This is a genomic window from Thermodesulfovibrio sp. 3462-1, from assembly GCF_040451425.1.
In the GTDB taxonomy this organism is placed as follows: Bacteria; Nitrospirota; Thermodesulfovibrionia; order Thermodesulfovibrionales; family Thermodesulfovibrionaceae; genus Thermodesulfovibrio; species Thermodesulfovibrio obliviosus.
In genome coordinates this window covers 1,306,393-1,330,865 of sequence record NZ_CP144374.1, presented here as the reverse complement: position 1 = coordinate 1,330,865, position 24,473 = coordinate 1,306,393, and the positions used below count along the sequence as shown (strand labels likewise).

The window sequence follows — 24,473 nt, the reverse complement described above, 5'->3', positions numbered from 1 at the left end:
ACATATATAAATAAATTTTGATATTTTTGTCAAGTTTTCATTTTTCCTGGCAATGTCAATTATGCAAAATAATAAATTGGTGTATTTCTTCTTTCTTTATGTTGGTTTTTGTTAAATCAATGTAAGATACCCTCTTTTCATTACTCTATTAATTTTATATATAAAAATTTTTATATCACCAGGACACTATAAAAAATTGACAATATTGCAAGGCATCAGTTAAGATTTAAAAAATTAAATGAGGAATTTTTCAAAAAGGAAATTTTATACGGTTGAGACCAGTTGGAGTTCACACTTCTGTTAAAAACAGCTTAATTAATTCTATTAATGAAGCAGTAGAGCTTCAATGCACTACTTTTCAGATATTTCTTCACAGTCCACGGCTATGGCAGATTCCAGAGTTTAGCGTAGAAGTTATTGATGAATTCAAGAAGCTTATGCAGCTTTACAAGTTGAATCCTTTAGTTGTTCATGCCTCTTATCTGATAAATCTCATTTCATCAAACCCAAAAACCATTGCTTCATCACGGTATCTTTTAAAAAGAGAAGTTTTAATGGCTGATGTTCTTGGTGCAGACTACTACGTGATACATTTAAAGGACAATAAAGATATGGAAAAAGAAGAAATTTTTGCAAAAACTCGTGAAGGATTCAGCAAAATTGGAAAGCTTGAGAAATGTAAAATCCTCATAGAAAACACAGCAAAAAGCAAGATTACAGCATTAATTCCCGATTTAATTGAAACATTTAAAAATGTTGAGAGTGAAATTATAGGAGGAATCTGTATTGACACATGTCATCTCTTTGCTGCTGGATATGACATAGCAAATGAAAACGGATTAAAAAAATTCATTGAAGAGCTTTCTAAATATGGCTCTTTTGATTTGATTAAATTAATTCATCTCAATGATTCAAAAGCACCTGCAGGCTCTGGTATTGACAGGCACGAACATATTGGAAAAGGCTATATCGGCATAAAAGGCTTTGAAAACTTTTTAAAAATAAAAGAAATCTCCCATGTGCCACTTATTCTTGAAACACCTAAAAAATCTTTCGATGATGATTTAAAAAATCTTTCTACTGTAAGAGAAATCCTCAAGAGGTTAGAATCCTGAATATTTCTTCATACCGTTCAGCAGTCTTTTTAACTATTTCCTCTGGTAGCTCAGGTGCAGGCGGCTTTTTGTTCCAGTTTATTGAAATTAGATAATCTCTTACAATTTGTTTGTCGTAGCTATCCTGAGGTTTTCCAGGAGAGTAATCCTTTATTGACCAAAATCTTGATGAATCAGGGGTTAAAAGTTCATCAATAATAATCAATTTTCCATTAAAAAACCCGAATTCCATTTTTGTATCAGCAATTATAATTCCTTTTTTTTCTGCTATCTCCGATGCCTTTTTATAAATCGCAACTGAAAAATCTCTTGCTTTTTTAGCTGTTTCTTCTCCAAGAATTTTAACAGTCTCCTCAAAGCTTATGTTTATGTCATGTCCCTGCTGAGCCTTTGTGCTTGGTGTATAAAGAGGTTCCGGAAGCTTCTGTGACTCTACAAGTCCTTCTGGAAGCTTAATTCCGCAGATCATTCCTGTTTTTTGATAATCCTTCCATCCAGAACCAGTTATGTATCCACGAACAATGCACTCCACAGCAAGGGGCTTGGCTTTTCGCACAAGCATACTTCTTCCTTCTAAAATATCTTTATATTTTTTTAGTGGCTCTGGAAACTGAGCTACATCAGCTGAAACAACATGATTTTCAATAATATCTTTTACTTGATTAAACCAGAAAAGAGAAATCTGTGTTAAAATTTTACCTTTTCCTGGAATTCCAGTTGGAAGCACCACATCAAAGGCAGAAACTCTATCTGTTGCAACAATTAGCAAATAATTATTCACTTCATAAATATCTCTTACTTTTCCCCTGCGAAGTAATTTTACATCTTTCAAATTTGTTTCAACAATAACATGATTCACAATTGCCTCCTGCGAATAATTTTTAAACTATTAAAACACTTACAAAATTTTAAAAATTCTTTTATTATCATACCAAACTTTATCATTTTTTGCTATTTCCGGTACACCCCTTGTTTATTGTGATTCTGAGCATCTTCGTTTCTTTTCTATCATTCCGGTACCATCGATGGAGGAATCTGACTGCCTCCAATATTCAATTATTGACACAAAGAGAGATTTTATGATAGTTTTTTATATGCTTTCCTTTTTTAAAAAATGGAAAAAGAAAAGAGAGCTTAAAAAGATTAACAAACTTATAAGAGATTTTGAAGAAATGCGGGAAAATTTATTGAAAAAAGCTGAGTCCCTCGAGGAATTTGCAAATAGAAGGATAAAAGAGTTAGAATTAAAATTAGATAATATGGAACAGCAATTAGAGATATTTGAGAAAATTATAGATTCTCTTGATCCCAAAAAAAGAGTTAATTAATATGCGGGTGTAGCTCAGCTGGTAGAGCACAACCTTGCCAAGGTTGGGGTCACGGGTTCAAATCCCGCCACCCGCTTTTTTATTGGCGACGTACCCAAGCGGCTAAGGGAGCGGTCTGCAAAACCGCCATGCGCCGGTTCGAATCCGGCCGTCGCCTTTAATTCTTTAAAAAAATGATTTCAAAAACGCTGCAGTCGCTCACGACAGTAATTTTATACTGGCAATTTTAAGAACCTCTATTTTATTCCGAGTACATCTCCCATATCATAAAGTCCCGCAGGTTTTCCATAAAGCCAGAGCACTGCTCTTAAAGCACCTCTTGCAAAGGTGTCTCTGCTTGATGCTTTATGGGTTATTTCAATTCTTTCTCCCAATCCACCAAAAATAACTGTATGCTCACCAACTATGTCTCCTGCTCTTATTGTTTGAATTCCTATTTCTTTTTTTGTTCTCTCTCCAATGATGCCTTTTCTTGCATAAACAGCAACTTCGTCAAAATTTCTTTCCAATGCTTCAGCAATAACCTTTGCCATTTTTATAGCTGTTCCACTGGGTGCATCCTTCTTCATTCTGTGATGTGCTTCAACAATTTCCACATCATAGTCATCTCCGAGCACTTTTGCCACATCTTTAAGAATTTTAAATAAAAGGTTTACGCCGATACTCATATTAGGTGAAAGCACTATAGGGATTTCTTTTGCTATTTCCTGAATTTTGGTGAGTTGTTCATTACTAAAGCCTGTTGTTCCAATAACCATTGATTTTTTATACTTTCTTACAATTTCAAGATGTTCTAAAGTAGCTTCTGGATTTGTAAAATTAACAACAATATCGGTATTATCAATAACTCTTTCAATATCATCAACTATTTTTATTCCCAAATCCCCAATTCCAGCAACTACTCCAGCATCTGAGCCTACTTTTGGATTATTTTTTGATTCTAAAGCTCCAACAATTTTTATCTCTGGGTAATCCTTTGAAAGGGCAATAATCCTACTGCCCATTCTTCCTGCTGCGCCACATACTGTTACTTTTATCATCTTGTTCCTCCTCTATGTTTATTGTTTCATCTACTTCTTCAACTTTTATTGAATAGTATTCATGAAACCAGTTCCAGAGGTCAATAATTTTACAATTTTTAGAACAAAAGGGTCTCCAGGGATTATTCTCAATTGTTGTTTCTTTACCACATATAGGACATTTAATTTTCATGATTTAATTTTAATTTTTCATCTTCTAAAGTTGCAACTAATGTGATACACTATATTATGGTGTTTACGGATAGAGCAAAAACAGTTCTTGAAATAAGATATTTACTTAAAAATGAAAAGGGTGAAGTCATTGAAACACCTGAGCAGATGTTTCATCGTGTTGCCAATTATGTTGCTCAGGCTGAAGAGCTTTATCAAGAAAATCCCTCTGAATGGGCAGAGAAGTTTTATGAAATTATAAGCTCATTAAGATTTCTTCCCAATTCTCCAGCATTGATGAATGCCGGTAAACCAAAGGCTCAGCTGGCAGCATGTTTTGTTCTGCCTGTGGAAGACTCCATTGAGGCAATATTTAAAACACTTAAAGATGCTGCGTTAATTCTTCAGAGTGGCGGTGGAACTGGATTTAATTTCTCTCACTTAAGACCAAAAGGAGATGTTGTTCGCTCAACAGGTGGCATTGCAAGCGGACCTGTTTCATTTATGAAAATATTTGATAAAGCTTCTGACATAATAAAGCAGGGTGGTGCAAGAAGAGGGGCAAATATGGGCATATTGAGAGTTGATCACCCTGATATTCTTGAGTTTGTAAGAATTAAAAGATTTGAAAATTTAAGCAATTTCAATATCTCTGTTGTTGTTACAGATGCTTTTATGGATGCTCTTTTTAAGGATGATTATTATCCATTGATAAATCCAAGAAATGGTGAGGTTGTAAAAAAGCTTAAAGCAAAGGAAGTTTTTGATGAAATTGTTGAATCAACATGGGAAACAGGAGACCCTGGAGTTATTTTCATCGATACAATAAACAGATATAATCCAACTCCTCATATAGGTCAGATAGAAAGCACAAATCCCTGTGGTGAGCAACCTCTTTTACCATATGAGGCATGCATTCTTGGCTCAATTAATCTATCAAAGTATGTAAAAGGTGGTAGCATTGATTTTCAGATGCTTGAGCATGATGTAAAAATAGCAACAAGATTTCTTGATGATGCAATTGATGTTACCCATTATCCTGTGCCTGAGGTTGAAAAAATGCACAAGGGAAATAGAAAAATAGGGCTCGGAGTAATGGGCTGGGCAGACTGTCTTGTGGAGCTTGGAATCCCCTATAATCATAAAAAAGCCTTCCAACTGGCTGAAACAGTAATGAAATTTATAAAGGAAAAATCTCACGAAACATCTCAGGAGCTTGCACGAAAAAGAGGAGTTTTTCCAAATTTCAAAGGCTCTTTATGGGATAAAAGAGGCACCATGATGAGAAATGCCACCACAACAACCATTGCGCCCACAGGAACAATTTCAATAATTGCTGACTGTTCAAGTGGAATAGAGCCTTATTTTTTACTTGCCTACAAACAAAGAATTCTTGATACAGAGTTTGAGATAATAAATAAATATCTTATAGATTTCGCTCAAAAACAGGGATTTTACAGTGAAGAATTTATTAATGAATTAAGACAGAAAGGAACTCTTAGAGGCATAAAAAGCGTTCCATTAAAAATTAAAAAACTTTTTAAAACAGCCCTTGAAATTACTCCTATGCAACATATTGAAATGCAAGCCTGCTTTCAAAAATACACAGACAATGCGGTATCAAAAACAATAAATCTACCACAGAGAACAAAAAAGCAAGAAGTAGCAAAAATTTTCATTCTTGCATACAAAAAAGGACTTAAGGGAATAACAGTTTTCAGATATGGCTCAAAGACAGGAACACTTCTCAAAGTAAGTGATGCTCATCTCACAGAATGCTGTGAGACAAAAGGAAGGACACCGAGAGTAACAAAATTTCATGATGCTGTATGATCAAGCTTGAAAATATATCAAAAAGTTATGGAAATGTAAAGGCACTTGAGTCCCTGAGTTTTGAAATAAAGAAAGGTGAAATATTTGGACTTCTCGGTCCCAATGGAGCTGGTAAGACGACCACTGTAAAAATACTCACAACTCTTACTAAACCTGATGAAGGAGAATGTTTTATTGACGGGATTGATGTTGTAAAAAATCCTTTTGAAATAAAAAAAATCATAGGAGTTGTCCCTCAAGAAAACAATCTTGAAAGAGAGCTTACTGTTTACGAAAATCTTTTAATTTATGGAATGCTTCACAAAGTAAAAGAACTTAAAATAAAGATTGATGAGATTCTCAAAGTAATGGAGCTAAAAGACAAAAAGCACTCTGTTGTATCAACTCTCTCAGGAGGGCTTCAGCGTAGAACACTTCTTGCCCGAGCATTGCTGCCTGAACCAAAGGTTTTATTTCTTGATGAACCATCAATCGGGCTTGACCCCCATATAAGAAGACAACTATGGCAAATCATAAGAAAAATCAAGGCTCAGGGCAGAACTGTGCTTCTTACAACCCACTACATTGAAGAGGCAGAGGCACTTTGTGACAGGGTGGGGATTCTTTCACATGGAAAGTTAATTGCCCTTGGCAGCCCTTCAGAACTTAAAAAAGATGTTGGTGAGTATGTGGTTGAGTTTACTGATAAAGAGGGAAGGCTGATAAGTGAGATATGTCACAGTAGAGAACAGGCTTATGAGATTGCAAAACACAGAGGCGATGGAGTAATGATAAGAAGATCCAATCTTGAAGATGTTTTTGTAAAGCTAACTGGAGAAAGAATTAAAGGAATCAGGGAAGCAACATGACAGGCTGGTATCCTGTTTTTCTTAAAGAGATGCTTCAGTTCAGGCGAAAGCTTCTGAGACTGGGATACATTTTCTCAGCGATGATGGCACCGATTATTTATCTTGTTACATTCGGGCTTGGGCTTGGAAAAACAGTAAAACTTTCTGAAGGAACTGATTATCTAACATTTCTGCTGCCAGGTCTTGTAGCAATGAGCTCAATGAACAATTCATACTCATGGGTTGCAAGCTCTCTTAATCTCAGCAGACTCTATTTCAAGACTTTTCAGGTTTACATTCAATCACCCATAAAGCCTTTTTCCATAATGATAGGAGAGGTTATGGCTGGAATGGTAAAGGGGCTTTTTGCCTCTCTGCTTATAATTGTTGTGGGCTTTGTAGTACCATCAAAATTTTCTATAAATCTGATTTTTATTTTAACCCTTTTACTTAATTGCTTTATGTTTGCCTGTCTTGGTGTGATAACAGGAATGATAACAAAATCACACGAAGATACAGCCACTTACTCAAACTTTTTCATAATGCCAATGGCTTTTTTCAGTGGAACATTTTTCTCAATTGATAGAATCCCGCTGATTTTTAAGCCAATAATCTACATAATGCCCCTTACTCATACAAATATACTGATAAGAAAAAGTTATATTGATACAGAGGCAATGATTTCTTTAAGCTTAATTTTATTTTATTGTCTTTGTTTTTTTCTCATTGGCTCAACTTTAATGAAAAAATACAGTGAGTGAAACAGTAGCCAATATTTTTAGTTTTATTTTATACTTTAAAAAATGGATATTCTTGAATTAACTTTGATACTTTCGCAAAGGCTTAGTATTATAGCAACAGTAGCTTTTATCCTTTCAAGAATGCCTGCTTTGGGAAGAGTTTTATCCCGGAAACCTTCAACTAAAGATAAATTAATTCTTACATTTGTCTGCGGAGGACTTGGAATACTTGGGACATTTGGAGCAGTTGAGATTCACGGAGCACTTGCTAATTCAAGAGTTGTTGGTGTTATGGTAGGAGGGCTTCTTGGTGGTCCATTAGTAGGAGCAGGAGCTGGAGTTATTGCAGGTGTTCATAGATACTTTGTTGGCGGATTTACAGCTTTTTCATGCGGATTGTCAGCAGTTGTTGAGGGTTTTTTCGGAGGAGTTGTTTACAAATACTGGAGGAAGGGATTAATTCCCTGGCATGTAGCATGGTTAGCAGGCTTTGCTGGAGAAATTATTCAGATGTTTATAATAAAGTCTGCACACGCAATTAAAACAGGCGAAATTCAGATGTTACTCTTGAAGTGGCAAGAGGACTTGCCCATATATTTTCAACACAACTTGAAATAGTTGAACTTGAAACACTTGCAAGGCTTAAAACAGATGACAATGATGCTCATGCTCGTAATTTTTACACCAATGCTTATGCTTTCAGGAGGTGCATGGACACCTCCTGAGTCAATGCAACCTCTTAGAAGTTATATCTCAATACAGCTCTTCCTGTATAAGCCTGATAATCTGCATTAAGATCGGCTTTTCCAGAAAGCTCAAGGCTTAATCTCTTATTGAAGCTTAAAATAATTCCTGCCTGCAATATCCCAGTTGTATCTGCAATACTTTTTTCAAGCTTGTATTTTGGTTGATTTGGTGCATAGGTAATTGCTGAAATATCATTATCAGTTATTGCCTGCTCAAGCCTTAATCCTCCAAAAGCCCTTACATTTGTTTTTCCTTTAGTCTCAAAATCAGAAATAACATCCAGTCCTGCAATAACTTTCCACACATTAAGATCATCAGGCTCATAGCGTCTTCTAAGATTAGGATTGTCAGGAACCTTTGTCCAGAAGCTATCAGTATTATAGTATGCATAACTTACTCCGACCTGAGGTATAATCCTTGTTTTATTACCTATTATATATCCACCAATAAGGTCAAATCTGAGTCCATAACTGTTATAATCTGCTTTTTCAACAAGGTCATAATAAAGTCCTGTATAACCCTTGTAGTCATGATTGGCATAATATCCAACTGCCATAAGCTTTGCAAAGTAGGGCTTTGGTGCATAAATCAGATTAAATCCTCCAAAGTAAAGGTCCTGATCTTCGCTATCTGCTCCTTTAAGGCTAAAATTAAGGTTATTGCGTAAATAACCTGCATAGAGTTCTACCCCAAAATTTGGTGCAAATCTTCCACCTCCTCCAAGGGCAAATCCATAAGAATCTGCATCAAACCCAAGGTCATTAGCATTAACCCTTGTATAAAGAGGCATAAGCCAAATACCCTTGCTATAAGCTGGAGCTATATATCCAGCCTCACTAACTCCTGCTGAAGCTAACATAATTGGTTGCCTGTCATAGCCAACAACCATAGTCATAGATGTAGGAGAGTAAGTAAGCAGAGCTGCTGATATAGCTGAAGTTATAATTGGAGCTCCTGCCATCCCTCCTGTAACAGGTGCTAATGCGGTTGTAGTTGGAGCATAACGGAAGACAACAGCAGAATTTTCTCCAAGGCTTTGTGGATCATACCAGGCTACCTGAATATCTGGATTAGGATATCCTCTCTCAAGCCCACCCCATTGACCATTAACTGTTCCGTGGTTTTCAATTAAGTAATAGGGTTCATTAAGTCTTAAATTTCTACTATCAAGTCTTGCAATAAGAGTGGCATTATTAAGGTTAAGTTTCGAATTAGAATCTACATAAATTGGTCTTGTATCAGGATTAACCCCAGGTGCTCCAAAGGTAATAGCAAACTTGTCTTTTAAAATAACATTTGAATTGCTATCAATATAAAGTGTTCTTAAGTTAGGCCCTGGCACATTACTTTCAACCCAGGTATAGCCATAGTTTGAAAGTGTTACATTAGAACCGTAAATGTAGAAAACTGTAGCATTAACATTTGTCATGTCAGCATTTTTAGGTAGGCTAAGGACTACTTTCATGGTTCCGTCATTGATAACTGTTGCATTGTTACTATTTGATACTACAAGTGCGAGTGCGTCAATACTTGGGTTCTGAGAGCTACTATTCACATAAACTTCTATATTGCCATTATTTTTAAAATTACCTATGGACTCTGCAGGAACTCCATATGCCTCTGCATTACCACCTGTTGCATTTGCTGAAATGCTTCCAGTATTGGTAAAACTACCTATGGAGTTTGCAACAACTCCAAATGCATCTGCATAATTACCTGTTGCAATTGCTGAAATGGTTCCATTTTGATTAATGATTAGCTGGTTTATAGCTCTATCCCAGGAGCATATCCCATAAGCCCCGCTCCCACCTGCGGGATTGGTTGCAGTCCCCTTAACATTTGCATTGATTGTTAATTTAATAAGGGGATTTGAACTCCTTTCTACAAATATCCCATAAACACGACCTCCTGAATTATCTGAAACATCTACATCGGTATCCTGGGAGTAATTGTCCGTTGTTGAAGAAACAGAAGCTCCTTTTACCTGAGTCGCCCCCGCAGAGCCTGTTAAGAAAAATAAAAGACAAAAAAGAAAAAACCCCAAAAGACTTCCCACCGTAATAAATTTACCTCTCATATTACACCTCCCGGTAAAATTTTTCTCATTCTAATTTAATAAAAAAAAAGTCAACCTCTGAATTGCCTCATATAAAAATCTGAGATCTTGTCCAGGACAAAAATTTATTAGCTTAAGGCTCTACAAAATGTGGTTTGACAAAATCTCTCTTTTTTTTTTATTTTCAAAATTGCTGGATGTAAGGGAAGAGGGGTGAGAATCCCCCGCTGCCCCGCAGCCGTGTTGGGAACGAAAGCCCATTTAAGCCACTGGAGATAGCTCTGGGAAGGCGGGCAAGTAGGTTAGTTAGCCCAGAGTCGGAAGACCTATCCAGCCTGAAAGCCTTTGGCTTTCAGAATACCTCGTGGGAGGAATTAAATGACCGTTAAAACTACTGTCTTTGGCTATCCCAGGATTGGTCCTCAGAGAGAGCTTAAAAAAGCCTTAGAGCACTACTGGAGTGGAAAAATCTCTCAAAGGGAGCTAATTGAAGAGGCTGAAAAATTAATCATCAATAATGCAAATACCATTGCCCTGCATGGAATTGACATTATTCCATCTAATGAGTTTTCCCTTTATGATTTTATCCTTGATCTTTCCTTCATGTTTAATGTTATTCCCAAAAGATTCAAAAAAATTGAAGACCCTCTGGAAAGATACTTTGCAATAGCAAGAGGTTCAGCAGATGCTCCTGCTTCAGAGATGACAAAGTGGTTTAACACAAACTATCACTACATTGTTCCTGAAATTGAATCTGATACTGAGTTTGAACTCAGGGAAAACAAAGCCTTAAAAGAGTTTGAACTTCTGAAAAATAATCTTAACCTTAAAACAAAACCTGTGATAGTTGGTCCCTTTACCTATCTTTACTGTGCCAAAGTAAAAAATTATACTTATTTCTCTGACAGTATAGTTTCAGTTTACAGAAGACTTCTTAAAGAGCTTGAAGAATCTGATGTTGAGGAAGTCCAGATTGACGAGCCTGCAATGGTTCTTGAATTAGACAATGATGTTCAGACAATCATAAATTGTTACAGAAAAATCACTACCGGGCTCAGTAAAATAAAAGTCTATGTCCAAACTTACTATGAATCTTTATCACAGTATGAAAAAATAGTTTATGAACTACCAGTTCATGGCATTGGATTTGATTTTGTTGAGGGGAAGGAGAATCTTGAGAACATATTAAAATTTGGCTTTCCAGAGGATAAAACATTAATTGCAGGAGTTGTCTCTGGAAGAGATCCATGGAAGACAGACTTTAAAGAAGCATTGAAACTCATTGAGACTCTTACAAAGTTTACGAAACATATAATTCTTTCCAACTCCTGTCCTCTCATGCATCTTCCAGTGACTGTGAAAAATGAAAGTCTGCCTGAAGAAATCCTCCGCCTGTTAAGCTTTGCAAATGAAAGGCTTGAGGAGCTTACAATCCTTAAAACAGCAATAAATGAAGGTAAAGAGCCTCCAGAGCAGAATTTATCCATGAAATTTACTAATCCTGAAGTTCAGAAAAAAATCTCTCAGATTGATGAAAATGCTCTTTGCAGAAAACCCTCTTTCAGTGAACGATATGAAAAACAGATGGAAATTCTCAAACTTCCTCTTTTTCCAACGACCACAATAGGAAGCTTTCCTCAAACCGCTGAGCTGAGAAAAGTAAGGGCAGATTATAAAGCAGGAAGAATCTCTTTTGAGGAGTATGAATCCTTTATCAACAATGAAATCAAAAGGGCAATTGAGATTCAGCACGACATTGGACTTGATGTTTTAGTTCATGGAGAGTTTGAAAGAACAGATATGGTTGAGTTCTTTGCAGAGAAGCTTCAGGGATTTGCCATAACAAAAAATGGATGGGTTCAATCCTATGGCTCAAGATGTGTAAGACCACCAATAATTTATGGCGATGTATGGAGAGAAAAACCCTTGACTCTGAAAGAAACACTTTATGCCCAGTCTCTCACTGAAAAGCCAGTGAAAGGCATTCTTACTGGACCTGTTACAATACTTCAGTGGTCCTATCAGAGAAAGGATATTTCGAAAAAAGAAGTTGCCTATCAGATTGCTCTTGCTCTTAAGGAAGAAGTAATAGAGCTTGAGAAAGCTGGTATAAAAATCATTCAGATTGATGAGCCAGCTTTCAGAGAAGGAATGCCTCTTAAAAAAGCAAAGGTTGATGAATACTTTGACTGGGCTATAAAAAGCTTTAAAATTGTTATCTCTGCTGTAAAACCTGAAACTCAAATTCATACTCATATGTGTTACTCTGAGTTTAATGATATAATTGATAAAATCTATGCAATGGATGCTGATGTGATATCAATCGAAGCATCAAGAAGCAAGGGAGAGATTCTAAAAGCCTTTGAAAGATTTAAATATGACAGAGGCATTGGAATTGGAATATATGATATTCACTCCCCAAGAATTCCTTCTGTTCAGGAGATGATAGAAATTGTTAAGCGATCAATAAAGTTTATTGATAAAAGACTTTTCTGGATAAACCCTGATTGCGGACTTAAAACAAGAGCGTGGCAGGAAGCCATTCCCGCACTTAAAAACATGGTTAAAGTTGCAGAAATAATGCGAAAGGAGGTTGAGGATGTTCAAAAATATAATAAAGCGTGATGGAAGAGTTGCTCCCTTTAATCCTGAAAAAATCACCATAGCAATATCAAAAGCAGGTAAAGCAACTGGAGAATTTGATTATGAAACTGCAAAAAGGCTTACAATTAAAGTTTTGCTTTTAGCTGAAGAGTTGATTCGTGATCGTGACCCACATGTAGAAGAAATCCAAGATATTGTTGAAGAGATACTTTTAAGCAGTCCTTATCGTAAGACTGCAAAAGCATATATTATTTATCGTGATCAGCATGCCCGTATGCGTGAGATTGCCCGTCAGGGTGGGCTTGAGCTAATTGATAGCTACCTCAGCAAGGTTGACTGGCGGGTAAGAGAAAACTCCAACATGAGCTTTTCTCTTCAGGGATTGAATAACTACATATCAAGTGAGATAAGTAAAAGCTACTGGCTTCATAAGATTTATCCACCTGAGGTAAGAGAGGCTCACATAAATGGAAGCTTACATATCCATGACCTAAATGTATTAGCACCATATTGTGTTGGTTGGGATTTAATGGATTTGTTAATCAGGGGTTTTGGTGGAGTAACAGGAAAAGTGGAATCCAAACCTGCAAAACATTTTCGTAGTGCCCTTGGTCAAGCTGTAAACTTTCTTTTTACACTTCAAGGAGAGGCTGCAGGTGCACAGGCATTTAGCAATGTAGATACTCTCCTTGCTCCCTTTATTGCCTATGATGGGCTTAACCAGAGACAGGTAAAGCAAGCAGTTCAAGAATGGGTTTTTAATTTAAATGTGCCTACAAGAGTAGGATTTCAGACACCTTTTTCTAACATTACCCTTGACCTCAGAGTGCCTGAGCATTTGAAAAACCAGGCTGTTATTATTGGTGGTAAGCCTCAAGAGGCTACCTATGGTGAATTTCAAAAAGAGATGGATATGTTTAACCAGGCATTGTTTGAGGTTTTATGTGAAGGAGATGCAAAGGGAAGAGTCTTTACATTTCCTATCCCTACGATTAACATAACAAAGGATTTTGACTGGAGTAGCAGTATTGTTGATTTAATCATGGAGGCGACAGCAAAATATGGAATTCCTTATTTTGCAAACTATGTAAACTCTGACCTGAAACCTGAGGATGCCCGCTCAATGTGTTGTAGACTGAGACTTACTACCCGTGAGCTTAAACACAGAGGTGGGGGACTGTTTGGTTCAAATCCTCTTACAGGTTCTATTGGTGTTGTTACACTTAACATGCCAAGGTTAGGTTATTTAAGTGAGTCAGAGGAAGACTTTTTTAACCGTTTAAGTAAGCTTATGGATATAGCTAAAACATCACTTGAAATAAAAAGAAAGGCACTTGAGAAATTTACTGAGGCAGGGTTATATCCTTATTCAAAGCATTATCTTAGTGCAGTTAAGGAGCGCACAGGAGCTTACTGGAGCAATCATTTTTCAACAATTGGCATAATAGGGATGAATGAGGCAGTAGCAAACGCCAAGTGGCTCAATGCAAAAGGGATATGGATAGAACATGGCAAAGCCTTTGCTTTGAAAGTAATGGATTTTATTAGAGAAAAACTCATGGAATATCAGAAAGAAACAGGCAATCTCTATAATCTTGAGGCGACTCCTGCAGAAGGAACTAGTTACAGACTTGCCAGAGCAGACAAACAAAAATATCCTGATATAATTACACAGGGTATTGAGCATCCATACTACACTAACTCAACATGGTTACCTGTGAATTTTACGGAATCTATTTCCTATATACTTGACCATCAGGATGAACTTCAGAGTAGGTACACAGGAGGAACAGTTATTCATCTGTTTCTGGGAGAGCAACCAGAGCCTGAAAAACTTAAAAACTTTATAAAAGCAGTCTTTGAAAGATATAAACTTCCATACATAAGTATTACTCCTACATTTAGCATTTGTCCCGAGTGCGGATACATTGAAGGACAACATCAAATTTGTCCAAAATGCGGCAAGACTACAGAGGTTTACTCTCGTGTTGTTGGCTATCTTAGACCTGTGGATAACTGGAATGATGGTAAAAAAGAGGAATTCAGAGAAAGAAGATATTTACAGATTCATGCTTAGTTTGCCTTTTTTGAAGCTAATTATTTAAACTATTTTATGAATCTGAGGCGTGAGGAATTTCTGTCTTTAGCCAGACAGTACGATGTTATTCCCCTTTACAGAGAAATAATCGCTGACCTTGATACTCCTGTGAGTGCTTTTTTAAAACTTGATAAAAAGCCCTCTTTCCTTCTTGAAAGCGTTGTAGGAGGTGAGAAATGGGGAAGGTATTCTTTTATTGGATTTAATCCTGCTTTTATAATAAAATCAAAGGAAAGAAGCATAACTCTGGAAGGTTCAATCCAAACCCGCATTGATAATGTAAATCCCTTTGATTTTTTAAAAGAGTTTTTCAAAAAATTTAAAGCATACATAGAACCATCACTTCCGAGATTTTTCGGAGGCATGGTCGGCTACATATCTTATGATACTGTAAAACTTTTTGAAAAAGTTCCAGACCTTGCTCGTTCTGATCTTGATATGCCTGATATATTTCTCATGATTCCAGAAACCCTTTTAATTTTTGACAATTTCAAACAGTCAATAAAAATCGTTTACAATGCTTTCCTTAATTCTGAAGATGCTGCAGAAGCTTATGAAAAAGCTCAGGATAAAATAGACACAATAATAAAAGAGCTTAAAAACCATCAGGATGAAAGATTCAGATCCTATTTATATGTTTCAGAAAGCCAGTTTAAAGAACCATTACTCGGATTTACTTCAAACTTTAAAAAGGAAGATTTTATAGAAGCTGTTAAAAAAGCAAGAGACTATGTTCTTTCAGGTGATGTTGTTCAGGTTGTTATCTCTCAAAGATTTGAAACTACTTCAGAAGTTCATCCCTTTGATATTTACAGGGCTTTGAGAATAATAAATCCTTCACCATACATGTTTTATATTGATACAGAGGAAGGATATCTTGTTGGCTCATCTCCTGAAATTCTTGTAAGAGTGGAAGATGAAAAAATTACTTTAAGACCCATTGCAGGAACCCGTCCGAGAGGAAGAACTGAAGAGGAAGATCTCTTTCTTGAAAGAGAGCTTCTCAGTGATGAAAAAGAAAAGGCTGAACATATTATGCTTGTTGATCTTGGAAGAAATGATGTTGGCAGGGTTGCAGAAATAGGCAGTGTTACGGTTACAGAGCTTATGACAATTGAAAGATACAGTCATGTTATGCATATTGTGAGCAATGTTGAAGGCAGGCTGAGAAGAGGGCTTGATATTTTTGATGTTTTTATGTCCTGTTTTCCTGCAGGAACTGTAACAGGAGCGCCCAAGGTAAGAGCAATGCAAATTATTGAAGAACTTGAGCCAACCAGAAGAGGCCCCTATGCTGGAGCAGTGGGCTATTTTGGTTTCAGTGGAAATATGGATATGTGCATAGGCATAAGAATGCTTGTTGTAAAGGATAAAAAAGTATACGTTCAGGCAGGTGCTGGTATTGTGGCAGATTCAGTTACTGAAAAGGAATATACTGAAACAGTTAATAAGGCAACTGCCATGCTTAAAGCAGTAAGTTTTTTAGAGTTTAAGGAGGAAAATGATTCTTTTAATTGATAACTATGACTCATTTACATACAATCTTTATCAATACATTGGGGAGCTTAATCCAGATATTGTTGTCTACAGGAATGATCAGATTACCATAGAAGAGATTGAACAGCTTAATCCTGAAAGAATAATAATCTCGCCAGGTCCGTGTACTCCAAAAGAAGCGGGAGTTTCATGTGATGTAATAAGGCATTTTGCAGGTAAAATACCAATTCTTGGAGTATGTCTTGGTCATCAGGCAATTGGTGCAGCCTTTGGTGCAAAAATAGTTCTTTCTCCAGAAATAATGCATGGTAAGACCTCTTTCATTTATCATGATGGTAAAACGATTTTTAACGGTCTTCCCAATCCATTTGAGGCAACAAGATATCATTCCCTTATTATTGATAAAGAAAGTTTACCAGACTGTCTTACTATCACAGCATGGACCTCAAATGGTATAATTATGGGTATAAGGCATAAAGAATACATAATTGAGGGAGTGCAGTTTCATCCTGAAAGTATTCTTACAAAAGTTGGAAAGGATTTATTAAAGAATTTTTTAAGACTATGATAGCTGAGGCAATACTTAGATTAAGCAAAAAAGAAAACTTAGAGCCTGAGCTCTTAAGAGAAAGCTTTATTGAAATTATTGAAGGTAAGGCATCAGAGGCTCAAATTGCAGCTTTTCTTATGGGGCTTTCTATTAAAGGTGAGACAGAAGAAGAGATTCTTGAAGCAGTAAAGCTTTTTAGAGAATATGCAATAAAAATTAAAGCTCCTGAAAATACTATTGATATTGTTGGAACAGGGGGAGACCATTCAGGAACATTCAATGTTTCCACTGCAACAAGCTTTGTTGTTGCTGCAGCTGGTGTGCCTGTGGCAAAGCATGGCAATCGTTCTGCTTCAAGCCAGTGTGGATGTATTGATGTTCTTGAGGAGCTTGGTGTAAATGTTAATATGCCTCCTGAGACTGCTGAGAGATGTCTTTTTGAGTGTGCAATTACGGTGCTGTTTGCTCCTCTTTATCATCCTGCTATGAAGAGAGTTGCTCCTATAAGAAGAGAGCTTAAAATAAGGACGATGTTTAATATTCTTGGTCCAATGCTTAATCCTGCACAGGTTAAACGTCAGCTTTTAGGCGTTTTTTCAAGGCAATACATGGATACAATTGCAAAGGTTTTACAAAAACTTGGCTCCGAGGATGTAATGATTGTCCACAGTGAAGATGGACTTGATGAAATAACAGTTACAGGGAAGACATACATTGTAAGAGCTAAAAACGGAGAGGTAAAATCAACCGTGATTTGTCCTGAAGAGGCGGGTTTAAAAAAAGCATCCCTCGAGGACATTAAAAGTTTTGATAAAAAAGAGAGCGCCAAAATATTTTTGAGTGTTCTTAAAGGTGAAAAATCTGCATGTCTAGATATGGTTTTAATTAATGCTTCTGGAGCACTTCAGTTGAGCAGCTTTGCATCAGATTTTAAAGAAGGAGTTGAAATAGCCAGAGAATCCATTTACAGCGGCAGAGCTTACAGGAAATTTGAGGAATTTAAAAAGTTTTCTAACTTAAATTAAGCATGGCTGAATTAGGTAAAATACAGAGACTCAGCGTAGATGAATTCAAGGGCAAAAAAAGACTTTTTTGCGTTCCCAATATTTTTGTTGTTGATGAGGAAGATGAAAAACTTAAAGATTTAATTGAGAGATACTGGCAGGAAGCAAGTCTTCATGTTGAAAAGCTTGAAAAATTAGGCTTTGTTACCAAGATATTTGTGGAAACAATATTCATTGAAGGGCAAGAAGCAATTGATGTCATAAGAGAGACCAATCCTTATCTTTATCCATTTATAGAGAAGAAAGTTTCTGAAGGAGCTACTGTTATAGGGATTGAAGATCCTGAAATATTTGGAGAATTTATTGATTGGGGGAATTGCCTCAGAGTTGTTAAAACAAATGCCGTAATGCAGAAAGTTTTTGATTATTTTAATCAAGTGACCGAGAGGCGAATAAAAGAGATAAGCAATAAAATTTCAGATAAACTTCAGGAAGGAGAATCAGCAGTTTTAATTTTAAGGGATCAGGACAGAATTAAGCTTTCCCTTTCAAAGGATATAGAAATCTTCCTTGTTGTTCCCTCAGCATATGATGATATTCTTAGATATTTACGAGATAAGTTTTTATCATATTAAAAAGGTTTTGAAAAATTTCTTAAAATCCTGTAAAATTCTATAACTGGGAGTGTATGGGGTTCTGGTGTCCCTCCTGGACTTCAAATCCAGTGTTGCCTGCGAGGAGCAGGCAGGGTGGGTTCGATTCCCACACACTCCCGCCAGCTTTTGTAATGGAGGGGACAGAAATGAAAATAACTCATTATTCCTTTGGAAAAATTGTGATTAATGGAAATGAATACACTCAGGATATTATTGTTTTTCATGATTCTGTTTTCCCATCATGGTGGAGAAAACAGGGACATTCACTTTGTATAGAAGACCTCGGAGAAGTATTAAAAAAAGATGTTAAAATTCTTGTTGTCGGAACAGGAGCTTATGAAAGAATGCAGGTGCCCCAGAGCTTAATAGAAGAGCTCAAACAAAGGGGAATTGAAACCTTTGTTTACGAAACAGAAAAAGCTGTAGCAGTATTTAATCAACTTTTAGCTGAAGGGAAAGCTGTAGCAGGTGCTTTTCATCTAACCTGTTAGAAAGGAGAAAAAAATGGAGGAGAAAAAACAGCCTTTGAAAGAAAGAATTGCAATTGTAAGAATGCTTCCAAGAGATATAAAAGAAAAACTCACTATTGAAGAAATGAATGCTTTACTTTATGATGAGATTTTACCGGATTCATTAATTGAGAAACTTAAAGATTATCTTGCAGATATAGATAATCCTTCAGAATAAAACCCAAAAAATTAATTCAGGAGAGTTTATGCCTGCTGAGGTTGCAGACTGGTTAATTGCTCAGCAAGCTGAAAAGCAGATGAAAACAATATTTCAGCTTGCCGATGAAGTAGGTATTGAAAAGGATGAATTAATTCCATATGGTTATTACATGGCAAAAATTGATTATCAAAAACTTTACTCAAGAATCAAAAATAATCCTGATGGTAAATATATTGTTGTGACAGCAATAACTCCTACGCCGTTTGGAGAAGGAAAATCAACAACAACTATTGGATTAACCCAGGGATTAGGGAAAAGAGGTAAAAAAGTAAGCTGTGCTATAAGACAACCTTCAGCGGGTCCATTAATGAACATAAAGGGAAGCGCTGCAGGCGGAGGGTTTTCCCAGTGCATTCCAAGAACAGAATTTTCCCTGGGCTTTACAGGAGATATAAATGCTGTTATGAACGCCCATAATCTTGCAATGGTAGCTCTTACTGCAAGAATGCTTCATGAATCCAACTATTCAGATGAGATTCTCAATAAAAAAGGATTAAAAAGGCTTGATATTGATCCAAAAAGAGTGCAGATTGGATGGGTTATTGACTTCTGCGCTCAGGCATTGAGGAAAATCGTAATTGGAATCGGTGGAAAAAAAGACGGAATACCAATGGAATCAAGGTTTGATATAGCCACTTCTTCAGAATTGATGGCTATTTTATCACTGGTAAAAGATTTGAAGGATTTAAGAGAGCGAATTGGCAGAATTGTGGTAGCATATTCAAAATCAGGGAATCCTGTAACAACTGAAGACCTTGAAGTTGCTGGAGCTATGACAGCTTTTATGCTTCCTGCAATAAATCCCAATTTAATTCAGACAATGGAAGGACAACCAGTGTTTGTTCATGCCGCACCTTTTGCTAATATAGCAATAGGACAATCTTCAATTATTGCTGACTGGATAGGAGTCAAACTCAGTGAGTATCACATTACAGAAAGCGGATTTGGTGCAGATATTGGCTTTGAAAAATTCTGGAACATAAAATGCAGAATTTCAGGATTAAAACCTGATGCAGCAGTTTTAGTAGCCACTCTAAGAGCATTAAAATATCATGGAGCAGATAAAGATGCTCCAAAGATTGTTTCAGGAAATCCTATACCAGAGAAGTATTTTGAAAGAAATCTTAAATGGCTTGAAAAAGGTCTTGAAAATCTGTTTCATCATATCAATATTGTTAAAAAGGCAGGGTTGAATCCTGTTGTTTGTTTAAATAAATTCTATGGAGATGATAATGATGAACTGGAATTTGTTAAAAAAGCCTGTGAAGAAATAGGGATTCCAGTGGCAATTTCAGAGCACTATGAAAAAGGAGGTGCTGGAGCTCTGGAACTTGTTGACATGGTTATTGATGCATGCAGAAATAAATCATTGTTTAAATTTCTTTATGATAACAATCTTCCTCATATTTCAAGGATAGAATTAATTGCAAGAGAGATATATGGAGCGGATTCTATTGAATTGTCCTCCGAGGCTTTAGAGAAGCTTAAAAATATCAACTCCAATCCTGAATTCTCTCAGTTTTCCATTTGTATGGCAAAAACTCATCTAAGCCTTTCAGATAATCCAGAATTAAGAGGTGCTCCAAGAGGATGGCAGTTATTTGTAAGAGATATTTTAATCTTTACAGGAGCAAAACTTATTGTTCCTGTAGCAGGTGAGATAAATCTGATGCCTGGAACTGCCTCAAATCCAAATTTCAGAAGAATAGATGTGGATTTACAAACAGGTAAAGTAATTGGAATTTAGCTATAATAAAATATTGACAATTGCTATATTTTTCTTACATACTGTATAAACTTAATTTTTACATAGGAGGAAATTATGCCTGAGGTAGTTAAATCAAAAATTAAAAAACCAAAAGGTCTTTATAGAAAATTCCTTATTGTATTTAATCTATCCATTGTTCTTTCAACCATTATTCTTATTGCTGGACTCATTATTACTGGATATGAAATTTATGGCGAAGAATTTATTATGAAAAAAATGGGAATTATAAATACTCTTTTAAAATTTGCTCCTGTTATTGCAATATTTGTTTTAGCATTGATAGGGATATCAACAGCCAATGTTTTATGGTTTAGAAAACAGATTATATCTCCACTTTCAATAATTGAAGATGTAGTAGAAGCTATAAGAAAAGGAAATTTTGAAAAAAGAATAAAGTTGAAAACAGGTGATGAATTTGAAACAATTGCAGATGCTTTTAATCAAATGATGGATAAACTTTCTACACTCATTCAGACAGAAGAACAGAGAAAAGAGATGCAGAACAATATTATAAAGTTTCTACAGATAATGACTCAGGCAGCTGAAGGAGACCTCACGCAGAAAGCAGAAGTCACACCAGATGTTTTTGGTTCTCTGGCAGATGCCTTCAATCTCATGACAGATGGATTGAGTGAGCTTGTCAGAGAAGTTAAAAATACAGCAGAGGATGTAGGACAGAAAAGCAATATTCTCAATGAAATAATTCAAAAATTACAAACAGGCGCAGAAATACAAAAACAGGAGATTGAAAAAATAGTATCCCTTATTGAAGATGCTTCAGAAATTGCTTTACAAACAAAAGATAAAACCTCTGCTGCAACAGATGTTTCAAAAGAAGCCATTGATGCAATCCTGAAGGGTAATGAAATTGTTACAGAGACAATTAGCAGCATGCAATTAATCAGAACAGCTGTTCAGGGAATAAATAGAAGAATGAAACTTTTTTCAGAAAAATTAATGGAGATAGGAACAATTTCAACAATAATCAGTGATATTGCAAATAGAACAAATCTTCTCGCACTTAATGCTTCAATTGAAGCAGCAAGAGCAGGTGAGGAGGGTAAAGGATTTGTCGTTATTGCTGAAGAAATAAGAACTTTATCTGAAAAAACAGCTAAGTCATCTAAGAATATTGCAGAAATTATTACAGCAATTCAGGAAGAGGCAACGGCTGTTACAAAAAATCTTGAAGAAGAAACAAACTATGTTGAGATAGGAACAAATATGGTAAATCAAACAACAGAAATATTTGAAAAGATTGATTCAATCATAAAAAGAATAGGACAAGTTATAGATGACATTAATGAATATACTATGAAACAAAAAGAAATAACCGATAAGCAGGTAAGTTCAGCTCAAAAAGTGAAAGAAGTGACTGAAAATATTTATGAAATAAGCCATGAGCTTATTGATATATCCCGTTCTCTATCAGATACTTCAAAAGAATTCGTTAATGTAACTGAAAAATTTAGAATTTAACGCAATTCTGAATAAATAAGGCGATTAAGAATTTGTTCCTGTATGGCTTTTTCGTCAAAGGGCTTTACAATATAGCCATCTGCTCCAAGTGCAATGGCTTTTTCTTCATGTTTTTTTGTCCCTCTTGAAGTAAGAACTATAATTGGTAAATCTTTGAATCTTGGATCTTTTCTTACTCTGCTGATGAGTTCATAGCCATGCATTATAGGCATTTCAAGGTCAGTTACTACAAGGTCAATTTTTTCCTTTTCTATCAAATTTAATGCTTCAGCGCCATCTTTTGCAGTATATACTTTCAGTTTTTTATCTTCAAGAATACTTTGTAAGCTCTTTCTTACACTTATAGAGTCATCCACAATCAGGACAGAACCTTTGTACGTAAAAGGTTCTTTAATTTTCTCAGACAATGTAGTTGTAAATATAAATTCTTCTTCAAATAGTTTTAATGGATCAATTACATATCTTGGAGAGCCTTTGCCACATATAAAATAACCAAGATATTGAGTTAATCCTTCAAGAAATTTTCCAAAACTATGAACTGTCGCTTCCTCGTGTCCCAGAATTTCTTCAACAATAAGTCCCTTTCTTATTCCTGAAAAATTAAAAACAATTATAAACCCTTTTTCAATTTTTTTACCGTTGACAGAGAAGAAAACTTCTGAAAATACTTTCAAAGGAATAATTCTATTTTTATGATTAATTTTTCTTTCTATTATTGCCTGCGGAAAATCCTCCAGTGTTAAAATTTCTTCAATATAGTTAATAGGTATGGCAAAATCCAGATTATGGGAATTGAATACTAAAAGATTGCTTATAGTTAATGACTGCGGAATTTTTATTACAAAAGTCGTTTCTTTATCAAGCTTTGAAGAGACTTCTATTGTTCCTTTAAGTTTTGAGATGGCTGTCTTAACAATATTAAGTCCTATGCCTCTTCCACTCTGGAAATCTACCTCTTCTGCAGTGGAAAAGCCAGGAGCAAATATGTAAGATAGAATTTCTTCTTTTGAAACAAAGGGAGCATATTCAGGCGCGATAAATTTTTTCTGAATAGCTATTTGTTTAACTTTATCAATATCAATCCCTTTACCATCGTCTTTGATACTTATTACAATATATCTCCCTTCTTTTTGTAAATTAATTTGTATGTGACCTGTCTGGTCTTTTCCTTTTCTTATTCTTTCTTCAGGATACTCAATTCCATGTTGTACAGCATTGCGAAGAATATGAAGAATTGGCTCATACAGGGAGTCAAAAATTGGCTTGTCAATTTTTGTTTCTGCTCCTTTAATCTCTATTTCAATAATTTTTCCATGAGCTTTTGCTGTATCTTTAACAGCTTCAGAAAGCCTGTGTAAAAGCCTGCTAATTGGGATCATTCTTATTTCAACCAGGCTGTCTTTTAAATAATTGATTTCTTTGTTGAGTGATTTGAAATGATATGAAAGATTTTCAGAAAAAGTAAACAATGAATTTATACCCTCTGTTATATCATTTGTTATCTCCTGAATTTTTCTTAAAAAAATATGGTATTCATCATAACGGTCAAATTCAAGATCACTGAACTCCACAAAAAAACTGTCTATAACTTTTTCATCTTTATTTTGCGTAGATAAGTAGTATCTGTTTGAAAAATCAGTTATTTCTTTTAGAAGTTTTTTTCCACTGTTGTGTATTTCTTCTACAATGTTTAATAGTTCTTTTTCTTTGTCCATTATCGTATTTTTCTGAACAAGAGTTTCTCCCAGAGAAGTGAGAATATGGTCAATTACTTCAAGCTCAACTCTGACAGTGTTGCTAACAGGAAAGGTTTTAAAAGCTACAGGTTCGTATTCTTCAACAAATGCTTGTTTTTTATGTAGAATATTTTCAATTGATTTTATAACTTTCTCATCAAGCTCGCTTTTTTCCTCACCTGTCTTGTGTATTTCATTTACAAATCCCACTATTGCATTAATAACTTGTTTAATGGGATAAATAAGAGAATTTTCATAGTTTATTTCTTCATTCAAAAGAGCTTCAAAAAGGTCTTCAAGGCGATGGGATAGTGTAGCAACTTTATTGAATTTAACGATTGAGGCAGAACCTTTTAAAGTGTGTGTTGCTCTGAAAAGGCTTTCTATTGTTTCTTTGTTGTATCCTTTAGTTTCAAGCTCCTCTGTGCCTTCAATTAAGGTATTTACATGTTCTTCTGCTTCCAATAAAAAATATTTTATAAGCTCAGATTTGTCTATCATCTTTTCTGAGTTTTG

Annotated in this window: 21 protein-coding genes, 3 tRNA genes and 1 riboswitch; of the genes, 19 read left to right on the top strand and 5 right to left on the bottom strand. The window is 35.5% G+C overall.

The features are described 5' to 3' along the window. Positions 1–272 precede the first annotated feature (272 nt). On the top strand, positions 273–1,115 hold the full coding sequence (locus V4D31_RS06790; protein ID WP_353685695.1) for a deoxyribonuclease IV: 843 nt from the start codon (positions 273–275) through the stop codon (positions 1,113–1,115). Here the strand turns inward: V4D31_RS06790 and V4D31_RS06785 are convergent. After that, on the bottom strand, positions 1,096–1,974 hold the full coding sequence (locus V4D31_RS06785; RefSeq protein WP_353685694.1) for a phosphoribosylaminoimidazolesuccinocarboxamide synthase: 879 nt from the start codon (positions 1,972–1,974) through the stop codon (positions 1,096–1,098). The genes V4D31_RS06790 and V4D31_RS06785 overlap by 20 nt on opposite strands. Before the next feature lie 220 nt (positions 1,975–2,194). On the opposite strand from V4D31_RS06785, the gene V4D31_RS06780 reads away from it, so the two are divergent. From V4D31_RS06780 to V4D31_RS06770, 3 genes are all read left to right on the top strand, one after another. After that, complete coding sequence (locus V4D31_RS06780; protein ID WP_353685693.1) at positions 2,195–2,443, top strand: hypothetical protein; 249 nt, start codon at positions 2,195–2,197, stop codon at positions 2,441–2,443. A 3-nt stretch (positions 2,444–2,446) separates the two neighbouring features. Continuing rightward, a tRNA-Gly gene (locus V4D31_RS06775) sits at positions 2,447–2,519 on the top strand. Between the two features lie 8 nt (positions 2,520–2,527). Then, positions 2,528–2,600, top strand: a tRNA-Cys gene (locus V4D31_RS06770). Between the two features lie 79 nt (positions 2,601–2,679). On the opposite strand, the gene dapB is transcribed toward V4D31_RS06770, so the two are convergent. Both dapB and V4D31_RS06760 read right to left on the bottom strand, forming a co-directional pair. Beyond that, entirely contained in the window at positions 2,680–3,483 is an 804-nt protein-coding gene (dapB, locus tag V4D31_RS06765; protein WP_353685692.1) for a 4-hydroxy-tetrahydrodipicolinate reductase, read from the bottom strand. Next, complete coding sequence (locus tag V4D31_RS06760) at positions 3,437–3,655, bottom strand: DNA gyrase inhibitor YacG (protein WP_353685691.1); 219 nt, start codon at positions 3,653–3,655, stop codon at positions 3,437–3,439. Before V4D31_RS06760 ends, dapB begins: the two co-directional genes overlap by 47 nt. A 41-nt stretch (positions 3,656–3,696) precedes the next feature. On the opposite strand from V4D31_RS06760, the gene V4D31_RS06755 reads away from it, so the two are divergent. From V4D31_RS06755 to V4D31_RS06740, 4 genes are read left to right on the top strand one after another with little or no spacing between them, the layout of a single operon-like run. Further along, complete coding sequence (locus V4D31_RS06755; RefSeq protein ID WP_353685690.1) at positions 3,697–5,466, top strand: adenosylcobalamin-dependent ribonucleoside-diphosphate reductase; 1,770 nt, start codon at positions 3,697–3,699, stop codon at positions 5,464–5,466. Beyond that, positions 5,463–6,314, top strand: coding sequence for an ATP-binding cassette domain-containing protein (locus tag V4D31_RS06750; protein WP_353685689.1), 852 nt, complete (start codon positions 5,463–5,465; stop codon positions 6,312–6,314). Before V4D31_RS06755 ends, V4D31_RS06750 begins: the two co-directional genes overlap by 4 nt. Next, positions 6,311–7,054, top strand: coding sequence for an ABC transporter permease (locus V4D31_RS06745; RefSeq protein WP_353685688.1), 744 nt, complete (start codon positions 6,311–6,313; stop codon positions 7,052–7,054). The genes V4D31_RS06750 and V4D31_RS06745 overlap by 4 nt, the downstream gene beginning before the upstream one ends. A gap of 42 nt (positions 7,055–7,096) precedes the next feature. Beyond that, positions 7,097–7,651: a LytS/YhcK type 5TM receptor domain-containing protein gene (locus tag V4D31_RS06740; protein WP_353685687.1), complete on the top strand. Its 555-nt coding sequence runs from the start codon at positions 7,097–7,099 to the stop codon at positions 7,649–7,651. A gap of 121 nt (positions 7,652–7,772) precedes the next feature. Here V4D31_RS06740 and V4D31_RS06735 read toward each other — a convergent pair whose 3' ends face one another. After that, on the bottom strand, positions 7,773–9,857 hold the full coding sequence (locus V4D31_RS06735) for an autotransporter outer membrane beta-barrel domain-containing protein (RefSeq protein ID WP_353685686.1): 2,085 nt from the start codon (positions 9,855–9,857) through the stop codon (positions 7,773–7,775). A gap of 157 nt (positions 9,858–10,014) precedes the next feature. Beyond that, a riboswitch (cobalamin riboswitch) is annotated at positions 10,015–10,185 on the top strand. Positions 10,186–10,214: 29 nt separating this feature from the next. On the opposite strand from V4D31_RS06735, the gene metE reads away from it, so the two are divergent. From metE to V4D31_RS06680, 11 genes are all read left to right on the top strand, one after another. Next, the gene (gene metE, locus V4D31_RS06730) at positions 10,215–12,461 is read left to right on the top strand and encodes a 5-methyltetrahydropteroyltriglutamate--homocysteine S-methyltransferase (protein WP_353685685.1); all 2,247 of its coding nucleotides are present in this window, start codon (positions 10,215–10,217) and stop codon (positions 12,459–12,461) included. After that, complete coding sequence (locus V4D31_RS06725; RefSeq protein ID WP_353685684.1) at positions 12,436–14,517, top strand: ribonucleoside triphosphate reductase; 2,082 nt, start codon at positions 12,436–12,438, stop codon at positions 14,515–14,517. Before metE ends, V4D31_RS06725 begins: the two co-directional genes overlap by 26 nt. A 36-nt stretch (positions 14,518–14,553) precedes the next feature. Then, positions 14,554–16,056, top strand: coding sequence for an anthranilate synthase component I (trpE, locus tag V4D31_RS06720; protein WP_353685683.1), 1,503 nt, complete (start codon positions 14,554–14,556; stop codon positions 16,054–16,056). Further along, positions 16,040–16,603, top strand: a complete 564-nt coding sequence (locus tag V4D31_RS06715; RefSeq protein ID WP_353685682.1) for an aminodeoxychorismate/anthranilate synthase component II — start codon at positions 16,040–16,042, stop codon at positions 16,601–16,603. The genes trpE and V4D31_RS06715 overlap by 17 nt, the downstream gene beginning before the upstream one ends. Continuing rightward, positions 16,600–17,610: an anthranilate phosphoribosyltransferase gene (trpD, locus tag V4D31_RS06710; RefSeq protein ID WP_353685681.1), complete on the top strand. Its 1,011-nt coding sequence runs from the start codon at positions 16,600–16,602 to the stop codon at positions 17,608–17,610. Before V4D31_RS06715 ends, trpD begins: the two co-directional genes overlap by 4 nt. Before the next feature lie 2 nt (positions 17,611–17,612). Beyond that, positions 17,613–18,224, top strand: a complete 612-nt coding sequence (locus V4D31_RS06705) for a hypothetical protein (RefSeq protein ID WP_353685680.1) — start codon at positions 17,613–17,615, stop codon at positions 18,222–18,224. Positions 18,225–18,269: 45 nt separating this feature from the next. Further along, a tRNA-Sec gene (locus V4D31_RS06700) sits at positions 18,270–18,367 on the top strand. Positions 18,368–18,391: 24 nt separating this feature from the next. After that, entirely contained in the window at positions 18,392–18,736 is a 345-nt protein-coding gene (locus tag V4D31_RS06695) for an Mth938-like domain-containing protein (RefSeq protein WP_353685679.1), read from the top strand. A gap of 13 nt (positions 18,737–18,749) precedes the next feature. Next, positions 18,750–18,932, top strand: a complete 183-nt coding sequence (locus V4D31_RS06690; RefSeq protein ID WP_353685678.1) for a hypothetical protein — start codon at positions 18,750–18,752, stop codon at positions 18,930–18,932. Between the two features lie 28 nt (positions 18,933–18,960). Beyond that, complete coding sequence (locus V4D31_RS06685; RefSeq protein ID WP_353685677.1) at positions 18,961–20,721, top strand: formate--tetrahydrofolate ligase; 1,761 nt, start codon at positions 18,961–18,963, stop codon at positions 20,719–20,721. 75 nt (positions 20,722–20,796) lie between these two features. Beyond that, positions 20,797–22,221, top strand: a complete 1,425-nt coding sequence (locus V4D31_RS06680) for a methyl-accepting chemotaxis protein (protein ID WP_353685676.1) — start codon at positions 20,797–20,799, stop codon at positions 22,219–22,221. Here the strand turns inward: V4D31_RS06680 and V4D31_RS06675 are convergent. Next, the gene (locus V4D31_RS06675; protein WP_353685675.1) at positions 22,218–24,458 is read right to left on the bottom strand and encodes a response regulator; all 2,241 of its coding nucleotides are present in this window, start codon (positions 24,456–24,458) and stop codon (positions 22,218–22,220) included. The genes V4D31_RS06680 and V4D31_RS06675 overlap by 4 nt on opposite strands. Between the last annotated feature and the right edge of the window lie 15 nt (positions 24,459–24,473).

Bases quoted from the DNA above. Each gene is read 5' to 3' on its own strand.
- trpD (WP_353685681.1), top strand. From the start codon at position 16,600: ATGATAGCTGAGGCAATACTTAGATTAAGCAAAAAAGAAAACTTAGAG.
- V4D31_RS06780 (WP_353685693.1), top strand. From the start codon at position 2,195: ATGATAGTTTTTTATATGCTTTCCTTTTTTAAAAAATGGAAAAAGAAA.
- V4D31_RS06675 (WP_353685675.1), bottom strand. From the start codon at position 24,458: ATGATAGACAAATCTGAGCTTATAAAATATTTTTTATTGGAAGCAGAA.
- V4D31_RS06685 (WP_353685677.1), top strand. From the start codon at position 18,961: ATGCCTGCTGAGGTTGCAGACTGGTTAATTGCTCAGCAAGCTGAAAAG.
- V4D31_RS06760 (WP_353685691.1), bottom strand. From the start codon at position 3,655: ATGAAAATTAAATGTCCTATATGTGGTAAAGAAACAACAATTGAGAAT.
- V4D31_RS06680 (WP_353685676.1), top strand. From the start codon at position 20,797: ATGCCTGAGGTAGTTAAATCAAAAATTAAAAAACCAAAAGGTCTTTAT.
- V4D31_RS06745 (WP_353685688.1), top strand. From the start codon at position 6,311: ATGACAGGCTGGTATCCTGTTTTTCTTAAAGAGATGCTTCAGTTCAGG.
- V4D31_RS06725 (WP_353685684.1), top strand. From the start codon at position 12,436: ATGTTCAAAAATATAATAAAGCGTGATGGAAGAGTTGCTCCCTTTAAT.
- V4D31_RS06695 (WP_353685679.1), top strand. From the start codon at position 18,392: ATGAAAATAACTCATTATTCCTTTGGAAAAATTGTGATTAATGGAAAT.
- dapB (WP_353685692.1), bottom strand. From the start codon at position 3,483: ATGATAAAAGTAACAGTATGTGGCGCAGCAGGAAGAATGGGCAGTAGG.
- V4D31_RS06750 (WP_353685689.1), top strand. From the start codon at position 5,463: ATGATCAAGCTTGAAAATATATCAAAAAGTTATGGAAATGTAAAGGCA.
- V4D31_RS06705 (WP_353685680.1), top strand. From the start codon at position 17,613: ATGGCTGAATTAGGTAAAATACAGAGACTCAGCGTAGATGAATTCAAG.
- V4D31_RS06715 (WP_353685682.1), top strand. From the start codon at position 16,040: ATGATTCTTTTAATTGATAACTATGACTCATTTACATACAATCTTTAT.
- trpE (WP_353685683.1), top strand. From the start codon at position 14,554: ATGAATCTGAGGCGTGAGGAATTTCTGTCTTTAGCCAGACAGTACGAT.
- metE (WP_353685685.1), top strand. From the start codon at position 10,215: ATGACCGTTAAAACTACTGTCTTTGGCTATCCCAGGATTGGTCCTCAG.
- V4D31_RS06690 (WP_353685678.1), top strand. From the start codon at position 18,750: ATGGAGGAGAAAAAACAGCCTTTGAAAGAAAGAATTGCAATTGTAAGA.
- V4D31_RS06735 (WP_353685686.1), bottom strand. From the start codon at position 9,857: ATGAGAGGTAAATTTATTACGGTGGGAAGTCTTTTGGGGTTTTTTCTT.
- V4D31_RS06740 (WP_353685687.1), top strand. From the start codon at position 7,097: ATGGATATTCTTGAATTAACTTTGATACTTTCGCAAAGGCTTAGTATT.